Annotated in this window: 11 protein-coding genes; 1 reads left to right on the top strand and 10 read right to left on the bottom strand. The window is 47.0% G+C overall.

The window, feature by feature from the left end; translation table 11 throughout:
* Window positions 1–29: 29 nt before the first annotated feature.
* The 9 genes from mutL to ACOGW3_RS14990 form a co-directional block, all read right to left on the bottom strand.
* Window positions 30–1,955 (bottom strand): DNA mismatch repair endonuclease MutL, encoded by a 1,926-nt coding sequence (gene mutL, locus ACOGW3_RS15030; protein ID WP_419903729.1) that lies wholly within the window; start codon window positions 1,953–1,955, stop codon window positions 30–32.
* Window positions 1,956–2,055: 100 nt separating this feature from the next.
* Entirely contained in the window at window positions 2,056–3,357 is a 1,302-nt protein-coding gene (locus tag ACOGW3_RS15025) for a glucose-6-phosphate isomerase (protein WP_419903728.1), read from the bottom strand.
* A gap of 116 nt (window positions 3,358–3,473) precedes the next feature.
* Window positions 3,474–4,826, bottom strand: a complete 1,353-nt coding sequence (locus tag ACOGW3_RS15020) for a M16 family metallopeptidase (RefSeq protein ID WP_419903727.1) — start codon at window positions 4,824–4,826, stop codon at window positions 3,474–3,476.
* Entirely contained in the window at window positions 4,826–6,058 is a 1,233-nt protein-coding gene (locus tag ACOGW3_RS15015; RefSeq protein ID WP_419903726.1) for a M16 family metallopeptidase, read from the bottom strand. The genes ACOGW3_RS15020 and ACOGW3_RS15015 overlap by 1 nt, the downstream gene beginning before the upstream one ends.
* Window positions 6,059–6,397: 339 nt before the next feature.
* A complete protein-coding gene (locus ACOGW3_RS15010; protein WP_419903725.1) occupies window positions 6,398–6,979 on the bottom strand; it encodes a DUF3035 domain-containing protein in 582 nt (193 codons plus the stop codon).
* 30 nt (window positions 6,980–7,009) lie between these two features.
* On the bottom strand, window positions 7,010–7,501 hold the full coding sequence (lspA, locus tag ACOGW3_RS15005; RefSeq protein WP_419903724.1) for a signal peptidase II: 492 nt from the start codon (window positions 7,499–7,501) through the stop codon (window positions 7,010–7,012).
* Between the two features lie 25 nt (window positions 7,502–7,526).
* Window positions 7,527–10,373: an isoleucine--tRNA ligase gene (ileS, locus tag ACOGW3_RS15000; protein WP_419903723.1), complete on the bottom strand. Its 2,847-nt coding sequence runs from the start codon at window positions 10,371–10,373 to the stop codon at window positions 7,527–7,529.
* Window positions 10,374–10,402: 29 nt separating this feature from the next.
* A complete protein-coding gene (locus ACOGW3_RS14995) occupies window positions 10,403–11,398 on the bottom strand; it encodes a bifunctional riboflavin kinase/FAD synthetase (protein ID WP_419903722.1) in 996 nt (331 codons plus the stop codon).
* Between the two features lie 195 nt (window positions 11,399–11,593).
* Complete coding sequence (locus ACOGW3_RS14990) at window positions 11,594–12,025, bottom strand: MaoC family dehydratase (RefSeq protein ID WP_419903721.1); 432 nt, start codon at window positions 12,023–12,025, stop codon at window positions 11,594–11,596.
* A gap of 251 nt (window positions 12,026–12,276) precedes the next feature.
* On the opposite strand from ACOGW3_RS14990, the gene ACOGW3_RS14985 reads away from it, so the two are divergent.
* On the top strand, window positions 12,277–12,711 hold the full coding sequence (locus ACOGW3_RS14985) for a DUF2846 domain-containing protein (RefSeq protein ID WP_419903720.1): 435 nt from the start codon (window positions 12,277–12,279) through the stop codon (window positions 12,709–12,711).
* 41 nt (window positions 12,712–12,752) lie between these two features.
* Here ACOGW3_RS14985 and ACOGW3_RS14980 read toward each other — a convergent pair whose 3' ends face one another.
* Window positions 12,753–14,450 (bottom strand): RsmB/NOP family class I SAM-dependent RNA methyltransferase, encoded by a 1,698-nt coding sequence (locus tag ACOGW3_RS14980; protein WP_419903719.1) that lies wholly within the window; start codon window positions 14,448–14,450, stop codon window positions 12,753–12,755.
* Window positions 14,451–14,455: the final 5 nt, after the last annotated feature.

Below are 14,455 nucleotides of genomic sequence, written 5' to 3'. Positions count from 1 at the left end.
CTCTACGCTTAGATTATAGATAGGGATGATTATCTCCGAGAAAAGAGTTTTTCTATATCTGCGAGTTTTAACTCGATATAGGTTGGACGACCATGGTTACACTGTCCTGAGTGGGGCGTGACTTCCATCTGTCGTAACAACGCATTCATCTCTTCGCCATTAAGCCGTCTTCCGGAACGAACCGAGCCATGACACGCCATGGTACCGAGTACCCGCTCAACTCTCTCTTTCAGCGCTAAAGTTTCGCCAAGTTCTGCAAGTTCGTCCGCAAGATCAGTTACCAACCCTGCAGCATTCGCACGTTCTCCCAAGATCGCCGGAACTTCACGAACCACAACAGCACCCGGGCCAAAGCCTTCGAGAACGAGGCCTAATTCTGACAACTCATCCGCTCTTTTTACCAAACGGTGCGCTGCGTCTTCATCCAGTTCGACAACTTCTGGCAATAGCAGCATTTGGGTTTTCACACCCTGCTCTGCCATTTGCGCTTTCATTTTTTCCAACACCAAGCGTTCATGGGCAGCATGCTGGTCAACGACGATAATTCCATCCGCTGTCTGGGTAATGATGTAATTTTCATGAAACTGCGCACGTGCCGCACCCAAGGGGTGGGACTGGTGATCAAAATTATCGCCCTCAGAACCCATCGATTCAAAGCTCCCCGGGCTTTGGTTCCAGGAGACACTCCCTTCAGACAGTCCACTTCCTTGCTCATTTCGTGCCTGAGGGGCAAATTCCGTAGCACCTGGCAGAGAAGACTGTGATTGCCCAGGCAAAGGCGCATGGTAATCCATCCCTGCCTCTGACAACCGACCTGAAGGATAATTTACAGAAGGCCTGGACTGCCAAGAATAATCCGTCGAAGGTCTTGGGGGTATAACACCTTGTTCATTTCGGGCTCGAGCAGCTTCGAGCATGCCAAGGGCCGCATTGCCAACAGAAGTCGACGCTCTATGACCTGCTTCAGCCAAAGCATGCTTACAGGCACCAACAATTAGGCCGCGCACCAGTGCCGCATCTCTAAACCGAACCTCAGTCTTTGCGGGATGCACGTTTACATCCACCATCTCAGAAGGCAGCTCCAGGAAAAGAGCCAGAAGAGGATGACGATCACGGGCGAGGAAATCCTGATAAGCGCCCCGCACAGCCCCTTGCAGTAACCGATCCTTTACCGGACGACCATTGACAAAAAGATACTGGTGCTGCGCATTACCGCGGTTAAGCGTGGGCAACCCGATATAGCCAGAAAGCTTGAGATATTCACGCTCGGCGTTGATCGGAAGAGCATTCTCTTCAAATTCTCGGGCCATTACTGAAGACAACCGCTTAAGCCTGACTTCGAAAAGATCACCACTACTCGCAGGCAACCTTAAGATCGTACGTTTTTCATCAGAAAGCGAAAAGCCGACATCCGGATGGGCCATGGCGAGGCGTTTGAGAACATCTTCGGCGTGGCTGACCTCTGTTCGTGCTGCTTTCAGGAATTTCAATCGAGCGGGTGTTGCAAAAAATAAATCCCGAATTTCAACTCGCGTACCTGCATTACAAGCTGCGGGTTGAGGGTCATGTAAGACACCGCCTTCGACCTTGATCGACCAGGCATCTTCACACCCTGCTTCGCGACTGGTTATCTGCAAACGCGCCACCGCACCAATTGAAGGTAAAGCTTCTCCCCTAAAGCCGAGTGTCTCAATGTGGACGAGATCATCGCTGGGAAGCTTCGACGTTGCATGTCGCTCGATGCAAATACCCAGACCTTCGACACTCATGCCACAACCATCATCGGTTACGGATATATAACTCCGTCCACCATCTCGCATAACCACGTCGATATTGCGAGATCCAGCATCCAAGGAGTTTTCAACCAGCTCCTTAATTGCTGCCGCCGGTCGTTCAATGACTTCACCGGCAGCAATCTGGTTGACCAAAGTATCTGGAAGGCGACGGATAAGCACAAAAGGCTCCTAAAATGAAATTAAGCACAGCAATTGTGCGCTAAACTGCCCGGCTGAACAATGACGAATTCAGTGTTATCGTTAAGTTCAAGAAGAAAGTTTAGAGGTCTTTGAGCAACCGTCTTGCAAGCATCTTTCCCTGTTCAACAGCAGGTTGATCATATGGGTTTACCCCCAACAAATCTGCTGAAATTACAGTCTCCAACATGAAGTGCATGGTCAAAGCGCCCAGTGTTTCTTCATCGATCTTCTCGAGCAGGAACTTTCGAACCGGGCGACCGTTTTTCGCAAGGGTCTGGGTCGTCGCTTCAGCTGAAATAGTGAGCAAATCACCGAGAGTCCGCCCTCGAAGATAACTCAATGAATCTTCGCTTTTAGGCAGTACAGTATCAACGGGTAAACCCTGTCCCTTGGCATCGTGATAAATCACGGTAAACATTTTGTCCTGAGGGCCATCCAAGTAGAGCTGAAGCTGACTGTGCTGATCCACGGTACCAAGAGCACGGATCGGCGTCGTCCCCTTCCCCTCTTTACCCAGACTTTCGGCCCACAGCTGGTTATACCACAAGCCCAAGTCTGCAAGCCGATCTTCATAGGGCATGATGACGGTTTGACGAATGCCACGCTGACGCAACAATCCCGTCGCGATAGATGCTCCGACAGCAGCAGGGATCTCGGACATGTCTTCCGTTTGGAAAGCTTGCTCAACAACCTTTGCGGCACCACTTCGTAACGCTGCGACATCAAGCCCTGCGATCATAGCCGGAAGTAATCCAACGATTGTCAGAATACAAAACCGCCCTCCAATCAGAGGGTTTTGGTCCAGACACTCTAAGCCGAGATCACGCGCGAGTTTACGCAGAGGGTTTGGCCTTGGTTCAGTTATTACTGTAATTCTCTCAGCCAATTTCTCTGGCCCGTAAGCCTTTTGGAAAGCCGGCAACAAAGCCATAAATTGAGCTACCGTTTCAGCCGTTGACCCTGACTTTGAAACGACAATCAAACCCGTCTTTGAAATATCCAGTTTTTTGAGAAGAATTTCAAAACTATGAGGGTCAATATTATCAATGAAGTGTAGGTGCGGCCCCCCATTTATCGGACCAAAAGCACTTGTGGCCAACCCGTAAAGCGTTCGACCACCAAGTGATGATCCCCCTGTCCCCAAGACGATGACATCACTACAATTCGCCCGATAGGATGAGGCCACAGTCTGGCACACAGCCAAATCATCTCGATTTTCAGGTGTGGACAGAAATGGTAATCGTCCGCTTTCTTTATCCTCTCTAAGCCGGACAAGACTTTGGCGGCAACTCTCAAGTTGTTCTTCAAAAATCTCTTGTTTTAAACCTCCTTCACCAAGGAAAGGCTCTAGACATAGATTAGCGTCGTGTGTGTAGGACATATTTTCCATCTGGTACTTGGCTGGTATTAGGCTGTGCCCGATAGTGATAAAGCACTCAATATAATTAACAAATGCTCCCCCCCAGAAAAAGGCACTTTAGGACAAACTTTTGTTATCTAGTAAGCAACTGGATCCACATTGCTAATGCCGACGGGATTCCCTGCAATGATAACGGTAAGCACGTCATCATTGTAGAGCTCTCTGGCTACTCGTTTGGCATCATCCAATGTAACTGAATCGATATACTCGTTACGATGGTCGAGGTAGTTAATTCCGAGCTCATTGAGCTGCATTGCCAGCAGGATATTGGCAACACGTCCCGTACTCGTAAAGCTTAAAGGAAATGACCCCGTAAGGTATGTTTTTGCCTCGGAAAGTTCCTTTTCTGTGGGACCTTCCTCTGACATCAACCGCCACTGTTCACGCATAATCCGAATAGAATCAGCTACTCTATCATTCTGGGTAGCCACCGAAGCCATCAACAAAGGCGCTTGATCAAGAAGAGAGAAATAACTGCCAACAGAATAGGCGAGCCCTTCTTTTTCTCGAATTTCCTGATAAAGGCGTGAGGTGAAACTACCTCCACCCAATATCTGGTTTACAAGTATAGCCGTATAATAATCTGGATCATCTCTGGAAATCCCCGGCTGAACCATGAGGACTTCACTTTGTGGAATATCCTCTTTAATGACGACAATCCCACCTGATACTTTGGGGTTTGCACCTGTAACACGAAAAGGCTTTGCTTTACGTTCTATTCCACTGAAAGCCTGATCTAACATTGGTCCAAGCTCATCAGCAGTGACATCTCCTACTGCCGAGATCGTCAAATTATCCAGGGCGATATTATCTTGAAGATAGTTCTTTAAATCAGCAACACTCAGGTCCGCGAGGCTCTCAACCGTGCCATCACTCGGGCGGCCATAAACATGATTGGGGTAGTATAATTTTCTCAGAGTATTTTGTATTTTATACCCGGGATCATCAACTCTACGACTGAGTGATAATGAAATTTGGGATCGAATTCTCTCTACAGGTTCTTGATCAAATCGAGGCTTTGTCAGGGCTTGGTTTAGCAACTGCAAAGCTTCGTTATGGTTACGTTTCAGGGTTACCAGTTCTCCCGTAAAGTATTCTCGACCCGCGTCAAAACTCAATGAAATCGAAAGGTCGCTCAATTTTCCTTGAAAAGCCTGAGAATCAAGGGTTCCTGAACCCTCATCAATTGTTGCTGCAACAAAATTTGCCAATCCTTCTTTCCCTTCAGGATCTACCGATGATCCCCCCGAAAAAGCAAATTTGATTGATATGATGGGGTTACTATGATCCTCAACTAACCAAGCATTAAGACCAATAGCACTTTCCACCTCTACGATTTCAACTGCACGAGAAGAATGTGTCCAGAGCATCGTGCTTAAAAGCAGACAAGAAAGAGCTTTGATAAGTGTATTAATTTTGAATAACGACATTATTCCTCACTCCCTTCTGGGAGTAGAAGCCCGGTAACGGATTGGTTTTCATCAAAGATGGTATGCATGGCCTTGTTCACGTCTTCTGCCGTCACTGCAGATATATGATCTGGCCAGGCCTCAATGTCCTCAACCGTACGACCTGTCATTAAGGCTCGACCAATTATATTGGGTGCCGCAGAGAGTGAATCCCGGGCAAAAACCGCAGCATCAGCCATTCTTGTTTTTGCCTTCATAACCTCGGCCTCATTGACCCCATTTGTAAGAATAGTTGCCAATTCTTCTCGTAACCGCTTTTCAGCAATTTCAATACTCACCCCAGGGCTTGGAGAAATGTACAATGTAAAAGTACTGAGATCAAAAGATGTCGGGCTATAAGCAGAACCGACGGATGCGGCTGTTTTCTCTTCTATGGCAAGTTTTTTAAACAACCTGCTTGTAGGACCGCTTCCAATAATCTCATCCAATACCTGTAAGGCATAAGGTGTACGATCTCCGGCTGTACGATAGCTTGGTGCCAAATAACGAATAGTGAGGGATGGGCTGTTGATCAGTTTGCTTTTCTTAACAACCCTCCGAGATGCATTTTGAGGAGGTTCAGAAACTCTTATTCTTTCAGGGACATTTTTTGCAGGAATCACCCCATAATATTTTGTTGCTAGAGACTTAACTTCTTCTGTACTGACATCACCTGTAATAATAAGAACCGCATTATTGGGGGCATACCATTTGCGATAAAATCGTAAAGCTGTTTCAGTATTAAGGGCCTCAATCTCGTGATCCCAGCCTATAATTGGAATTCGATAAGGGTGGTTAAGAAACTGGCTCGCTCTCATAACTTCCCCTAATTGAGCGCCAGGACTATTACCAACACGGCTTCTCCGCTCTTCGCGAACGACTTCCCGCTCTGGCAAGACAGCTTCATCATCCAAAATCAATCCTGTCATACGATCCGCTTCAAGCTCCATCACCATCTCGAGACGATCTTTGGCGACTGTTTGATGATAAGCGGTATAATCCCATGACGTGAACGCGTTTTCCTGGCCGCCATTCTTAGCTACTAGCGCAGAAAATTCACCGGACTTAAATTTTTCGGTCCCCTTGAACATCAAATGCTCCAGGAAATGAGCGTTTCCAGATTCTCCAGGGCTCTCGTCAGCCGCTCCTACCTTGTACCAAACCATTTGAGAAACAATGGGGGCGCGATGATTTGGTATAACGACAACCTGCATACCGTTGTCCAACATAAATACATCAGGATTAAAAACACCCGCTCTTGCGGGAGCGATCCACAACAAGGTCATAAGGCTTAAAATTGCAACCCGCTTCGACGAGGTAAACTTTGTTAGATAAAACCACATATAAGAATCAACTAATTTATGAATGCTAGGACTTGTTAAAAGTTGGGGTGTGCCATGGCAAGCTTACAGGCAACACAATGTCTCACAATAGATTGAACAATAATCTGGCAAAACTAGGGCACGGCTTCCGAAGTAAACTTATTTTCAGAAGTAAAAACAAAAAAAGCTCCGGCAAATCCGGAGCTTTTTTCTGTATTAAGCTATACGGCCTTAGAATATGTTATCAAAAACACCCTCAAGTGGGGCTTCTCTTTCAATGACAACTTTTGGTGTTTCACCTTGGCCACGGGTTCCGAGAGCAGCATTTTCCTGGATCCGTTTGGCTTCTTTAGCCGCATCAACGACGCTATTTGGGTTCGGTTGATCTTTCCAGAAAATCAACGCGTCGACAACTTTTTCACTTTCAGTGTTCAGCTGCCGGGTTTCCCGATCAATAAGCAATCTAATATCTGCAGGGGCTTCTTCAGCACCAGCAGATTTTAAAAGAGCCATTTCACCATCGGTACGACCAGCTTGTTGAATTGCCGTGTTTTTTTCAGGTCCTGCTGTGCCATCCAAATTAAAGACAGCACGTTTAGCCTGGCCTTGCGCTGATCCTTCTTGAGGACGCAGGGCACCAGGTCTCGGAGGCTCCAAATTATAATCTGGCGGTAGGCTCAATGGGGCCCGCGAAACGACTTTAAATTCGTCCGGGGCACGCTTGCCTAAACCGATTTGTTCTTTAAAACCATCACTGCAACCGGCCACAGCCAGAGAGATAGCAACTAAACCAAAAACTCGTAAACTTTTCATGCGCTCAATCCGCGTCCTTTTCCAAGGTACTTACTTATTACCCTTAGATGGCGTTAAGAACAACCCGTCATAGAGTAAAACCAAAACCCCCACGAAAATAATACTGTCTGCCAAGTTAAAAGCTGGCCACGGATTAAACATCCGCCAAGGGAGCCATGAGATACTGAAACTCAGAAAATCTACGACCCCGATGTGAATAAACCTATCAATAACGTTACCTATTGCACCGCCACTAATCAATCCAACAGATAGAGCAATCATTTTTGTTGGCTCCTTACTGAGCCAAACAAATAATCCTATCACAATAGCAAGCGCTACCCCCGCAAGGATGAAAGGTCGCCATTCGGACTCACTACCAAATAGTCCAAAGCTCACCCCCGTATTATAAGTCAAAACGAGATTAAAAAATCCCGTGACTTCAATCACCCTGGGTGGATCCATTACCTCAAGTAATATGAACCACTTAACCGCTTGATCCAATCCAGCGATAATCAGGGCCAGAATCAATGCACGTAAAATCATATAATCTGTTTCCTAGAACTCGCAGTTAGGATGCCACGTCACCTAGTACATCAGCACAACGGCTGCAAGTTCCTTCTGCATGTGGGTGACTTCCCACATCCGGAAGAACCTTCCAACAACGCTCACATTTCTCACCTTCAGAAGTGTCGACGACAACGCCTACGCCATCCACATCATTAATCCGATAGGCTTCTTGTGGCGCATCAGCATTTACCAACTCTATCTGAGATGTAATGCAGATATCTGCCATATCAAGATCACCGATCGCAGTAAGAAGCTCACTACGATTAATGTAGACAGCAGGACGGGCTTGCAGGCTCGAGCCAATTTTCTTTTCCGCCCGCAATACTTCGATAGCCCCGGTTACAACCCGACGGACTTCGCGAACGCTGTCCCAACGATTGGCAAGAGCTTCATTTTTCCAATTAGAAGGAATTTCCGGGAAAGCTCGGAGGTGAACGGATTCGGCTTCATTAACTTTGCCACGAGCCAACCAGGCTTCTTCTGTCGTGAAACAGAGGATCGGTGCCAACCAAGCAGTCAAAGCGTCAAAAAGAATGTCGATGACAGTACGGCAAGCCCGACGCTCAAGATTGTCTGAGGCATTGCAATAAAGAGCATCTTTGCGGATATCGAGATAAAAAGCCGATAAATCGAGAGCACAGAAATTATGAAGCGCCTGGAACATGGCGTGGAAATCGTAATCTTCACAGCTCTTACGAACGACTGCATCCAGCTCGGTTAGGCGATGCAAAACCCATTTTTCAAGTTCCGGCATCTCTTCAATGGGAAGACGTTCAGCTTCGGAGAATTCACTCAAACTTCCCAAGAGGAAACGTAGAGTGTTTCTTAAGCGGCGATAGGAATCGGCCTGAAACTTGAGAATTTCATCGCCGACACGAAGATCCTGAGAATAATCAGAAGCAACGACCCAGAGGCGAAGAATGTCGGCGCCATATCTGGAATTGATTTCAGCTGGTGCCGTGATATTGCCCAATGACTTGGACATTTTACGACCTTTGTTATCGAGAACAAAACCGTGGGTTAGAACTGCATCATAAGGGGCACGTCCCCGTGTACCGGCAGATTCCAGTAACGAGGTATGGAACCAGCCACGGTGTTGATCCGATCCTTCAAGATATAAATCTGCAGGCCATTTCAACTCTGGGCGCGCTTCGAGAACAAAGCTATGCGTAGAACCGGAATCAAACCAGACTTCAATCACATCTTTAATTTGTTCGAAATCATCAGGGTTGTATTCGTCCCCGAGGAAACGCGACACATCGCTATTGAACCAGGCATCGCCACCTTCTTCGTGGAATGCTGCAACGATACGATCGAGTACTTTTTGATCACGTAACGGCTCGCCAGTCTTCTTTTCCATGAAGATTGGTAACGGAACACCCCAAACACGTTGGCGGGATACACACCAATCAGGACGGCCCTCAATCATTTTATAAAGACGATTACTTCCTTTTTCTGGAATGAAGCGCGTGTCATCAATTGCTTTAAGAGCTTTTTCACGCAGCTCATTTGTCTCCATTGAGATAAACCACTGTGGCGTACTTCTGAAAACGAGAGGAGCTTTTGAACGCCAGGAATGTGGATAGCTGTGACGCATGGAGCCTTTGGCCAGCAAAGAACCGGATTCAATAAGCGCTTTGATAACCCGACCATTCGCATCGCCTGCCTTGCCTTCTTGCGTATAAACACAAGCGCCAGCAAAGAAAGGAACATGGTCGTAATAAACACCAGCTTCATCGATCATCATCGGCACTTCAAGGCCATGCTGACGCCCGAGTTCATTATCATCAGCACCGTGACTTGGTGCAATATGAACAAAGCCAGTACCCGCATCATTGGTCACGAAATCAGCAGTTAAGAGCGGCACCTGATAGTCATAACCACCATTTGCCCCTTCAAGACCATTCAAAGGATGGTTTAACTTTACACCCGACAAATCCGAAACAACGCCGAGCTCTTTCCAAGCTTCGATTTTGGCATCGATTCTAATCTGTTCAGAAAGCTCACGGTTAAGAACAAGACGCTCACCAATCTTGGCCTGGCTGTTTTCACCGAGTTCCGTAACCTCATAAACAACATATTCGAACTCTTCACCACGAGCGACAGCCCGGTTGGCAGGGATGGTCCAAGGTGTTGTTGTCCAGATGACGACTGAAGCACCTTCTAGTAATTCATTAGTGCTGCTCGCAACCGGGAAGCGGACCCAGATGGTCGGTGACTTAAGTTCGTGGTATTCAACCTCGGCATCAGCCAGGGCTGTTTTCTCAACAACAGACCAGAGAACAGCCTTTGTCCCCATATAGAGGCCTTTGTTCATCAAGAACTTGCCCATTTCCTTTACGATCAGAGCTTCGGACTCGAAATTCATGGTCCGATAAGGATTTTCCCAATCAGCTTCAATCCCAAGGCGTTTAAATTCTTCGATCTGAATCTTGATCCATTTATCCGCAAATTCACGGCATTCCTGACGGAATTCCACAACGGGGACATCATCCTTGTCCTGGCCACGTTTGCGATAACCCTCTTCAACCTTCCATTCAATCGGCAAGCCATGGCAATCCCAACCAGGAACATAGTGTGCATCTTTGCCCATCATTTGCTGAGAGCGATTGATCACATCTTTAAGGACCTTGTTGAGAGCGTGCCCCATATGAAGGTGGCCATTCGCATAGGGAGGGCCATCATGAAGAGTGAACTTATCGCGGCCTTTGCTCTGAGCACGCAGTTTTTCAAATAAGCCAATATCGGCCCAGTGCTGCAGAATCTCAGGCTCTTTTTTAGGTAGCCCTCCGCGCATTGGGAATTCGGTCTTAGGTAGAAAAACAGTGTCTTTATAATCCGTGCTCATGGAGCCAATCTTCCGTCTTACTATTTTACTTATTCATCACTTGTTGTGTTCACAACAAACTCAATCGGGTGATCAGCTAAATCCAGTAAAAGCGTTTTGGCTTGTTCACTGTCTTTCGCGATCTGTTCAGTTAAGGCCGACAGGCCATCAAATTTCATTTCAGGGCGCAGATACTCTATGATTTGTACCCGAAGGTCCATATCATAAATGTCTTCATCAAAATCAAAGATAAATACTTCCAGATTTACGGCGTCACCTTCAAGCGTCGGGCGGCTTCCTATGTTTGCTACACCATTGTACCAATGCGTCAAGCCAAACCCTTCTACACCGGCCTTGGCCACGCGAACGGCATAGACACCAAGGCTTGGTAACAAATAGTTTTCCATAGACAGGTTTGCCGTGGGAAAGCCTATTGTTCTCCCACGTTTAAAGCCATGTAAAACCGTGCCGTCAATTTCCCAATAACGGCCAAGAATTCTAGCCGCCGCACCAGGATTACCATTGCGGAGGTAATCTCTAATCCGCGAAGACGATAACACTTCACTACTGTTATCGGTAACAAGGGTTGCAGCAGTTACACCGAAACCGTGTTCTTTGCCCATTTCCTCAAGAAGCTTTGCGTTACCCTGACGATCTTTACCAAAACAAAAATCACCTCCGATTACGAGATGTTTTGCACCGAGATCGCGAACGAGGGTTTCAAGCACAAAAGCTTCCGCAGTGTGTTGGGCAAATTCCAGTGTGAAATCCTGGATAAAGACGTAGTCGACACCAACCTTTACCAAGGCATGTGCCTTGGCAATCATAGGGGTCAATCTAAAACAAGGCTGATCGGGGCGAAACAAGGAACGTGGATGAGGCTCAAACGTAAGCACGGCAAGAGGAACGCCAAGTTCCTTTGCAATCTCAGCAGCTTGACGGATAACAGCTTGATGTCCTAAGTGAACACCATCAAAGTTCCCAATAGCAATAACAGCGTCCCTAGCGTCCGCTGGTAGATTGGTGAAATTATGAAAAACCGCCATATCCTGACCTGGCCCTACTTATACCTAATTATTGGTAACAGGCTTTCATAGTAACTTAATGAGACAGAGTTATCTATCGCATCAAGAGCGCGCCCGAAGGCCTATGAATACCCGAAGAGCCTATGAATACAGGGTCAGCAGCCGATTGAAAACAGCCTAGTCATCTTTTTCAAAAAAGATTGATGGGAAAAGGAACTATGCGCCCCGTGAAGACACCATAACAGTCGCTTCACCATCCAGCACATCTTTGCCCAAAACCTGGCAAACCGTTTCAAGAATGACCCGTTTTTTTGAAGGCAATAACTCTTTCACCCGGACTTTCGCCGTCACGGTATCCCCGATCCTGACTGGTGCTTTAAAGCGCAGGGATTGGGAAAGATATATCGCCCCCGGTCCGGGCAATTTTGTCCCCAATACCGCGGAAATAAATGAAGCCGTCAACATCCCATGGGCGATTCTACCCTCGAAGGCACTTTTTTGTGCAGCTTCCTCATTAATATGGACCGGATTTGTATCACCGGAAACGCCTGCAAAGAGAACGATGTCAGCCTCTGTGACTGTTTTAGCAAAAGATGCTTCCATCCCTTCCTCTAAATCTTCCAGATAATACCCTTGTTGATCCTGCATCCTAGCTCTCCCAGAAACTCGCCATCATTCATATTATTATTTCGCTACACGCTTCGTTTTATTGTTTTATTTCACTTTGCGATCAAAATGTGTAATTTCATGCAAAGTACGCGTCTTCGCACATGCAAACAAGCGTTATTTTGCACCGCAACATTAATGCGATAAATATAGTACTTATTTACAAGAGGATTACTGGCCTTTTCCGTTGAAATGCCTACTATAGGCGAGAGCACACCGGAGGGCCTTTAAAGTTGTCGATATTAAATAAAATTGTCATTGTTTTCACCTTATCACTGACTTTGATGGCCTGCGGAGTTGATAAAAAAGCCCGACCAATAACTGGGAGCCTGCCACAAGTATCGGAAAACAATTCTCGACTTTATTTCTATCGCTCTAAAATACCTTTTCTTGCAGCTATCGAGCCCGAGTTTCTTGTTGATGGAAAATCGGTGGGAAAAGCAGTTATGAATCAGGTTATTTACCGAGATGCTCTTCCCGGCAACTATGAGATAAAAATCTCCTCGGACATGGAAAACTCTATCAATCTAGTCTTGTCACCAGGAGAGACTCGATACATCAAAGCCTACGGCACGACGTCGGTCATCCGAACCTATCTCTCAATCACTGAAGTTGACAGTGAACAAGCCCTGAAAGATATCAAAAATCAAAAGCTGCTCGCCCCATAATAAAACCGAAGGAATACAGGTAGAGCGAACAGCCCAGCTAATTAATCTTCGCTTTTTTCTGCCGACTCTGAGACCGGATCCGATTTCTTTATGACGGGTGCCGTCTCATCACGCACAAGAACAGCCGCGAAGAAACCATCACTGCCATTTTGTGCAGGCGTAAGACGAAGCATGTCACCCAAATAACCAGGTGGCGAAAGTGGCATTTGCACTTTCCAAACTTCTTTGACAGGAACAAGCTTAAAATCAGGACGCGACTGCAGGAATTTTCTGACCTGGTCTTCGTTTTCGCAGGGCAGTAAAGAACAAGTGGCGTAGACCAAGCGACCACCAGGCTTTACCAGACGACCTGCCGAGGTCAAGATACTCTCTTGCAGTGCTACGAGCTCCTCAAGATCGGTTTCATCTCTCCGCCATTTCGAATCAGGAGCGCGCCGCCACGACCCCGTTCCACTGCACGGGGCATCGATAAGAACACGATCAAACTTACCCTTGTTCTTTTTGACCCAGGGATCTCGCTCACTCTCGAGTACTTTACGTTCAGCATTAAAGACACCAGCGCGTTTAAGTCGTTGCGCTGCGCGTGCCAAACGTTTGTTATGGACATCGCAAGCAACGAGTTGGCCTCTGTTATCCATCTCTGCTGCAAGGGCCAAGGTTTTCCCACCAGCGCCTGCACAAAAATCGACTACGCGTTGACCGGGCTCGACAGCCACCATTGCTGCAAGAACTTGCGACCCCGCATCCTGTATTTCAAATTCACCACGCTCATAAAACGGCATATGCGCTTTTTTACAGTGATCATGTATGCGAATACCGTTTGGCAACCAGTCGAGAATTTCGACCTTACAGCCTGCTTTTTCCAAACGAGGAATAATATCTTCGCGATTTCCCTTAAAAGGATTCACTCGAATATCCAGTTGAGAAGGACCATTCAGGGCTTCAACTTCTTCACCAAAACGATCGCCGAAAGCTTCGCGTAATCCAGCTTCAGCCCAAGACGGACATTCAAGCAACACAGCTTCTGGCATCGTGCTTTCAGTAAGTTCACTGCCCTCCATGGAGCTCAAGGCCTGGGCTTCGGAATCGGTTAGACGCTTGAGGTATCCTCCCCCCCCTTTACAGAAATTTGTAATATCCTGAACAGTTTTACCACTGTGCAACACCAAATCCGCCAACAGAAGCTTTCGCATCTGAAGAGTTTGACCTTTGATTTCAAGCCACCACAACAAACGGCGATAACGACGAACAACACCCCAGACCATGTCACGGATACGTGCGTGATCTCGATCGGTGAGACGCCCCTTGATATTGGTAAAATGCGAAGCAAGGGCCCGATCAATTGGACTGTCCGAGTTTGTCGCATCGTCAAGAACAGCAAGAACATGATAGAGCAACCGCCCCATGGGGAGATCTACACGCTTGGCTCCGCGAGCAAGTCTTTCTCCACTCTTGGCAGGTTCTGCATCTGAACGTTTTGTATAGAAGCCATCTTTAGTGTTGCTCTGATTATCTCGATTTTCATCATGAGATTTGTTCCCATAGCCGCTATCCCTTGAAGGGCGTTCACGATATGGAGTACGCGTGTCACGTGAAGCTGACTGAGATGCCGTCCGCTCATCTCTTTTATGTTTTTCAGAAATGAACCGTTCTTTACGGGCACGCTGCTTCTCAGAACCGCGTTGAACATCGGCGTTCTGGGGCTTATTGGACATTTTTTTATCGGAACTATCAGTCACTCTAT

It is taken from the genome of Kiloniella sp. (assembly GCF_965205715.1).
Classification (GTDB): Bacteria; Pseudomonadota; Alphaproteobacteria; order Kiloniellales; family Kiloniellaceae; genus Kiloniella.
Note: the sequence above shows the minus strand (reverse complement) of the source record. Positions and strands in the feature narration are given on the sequence as shown.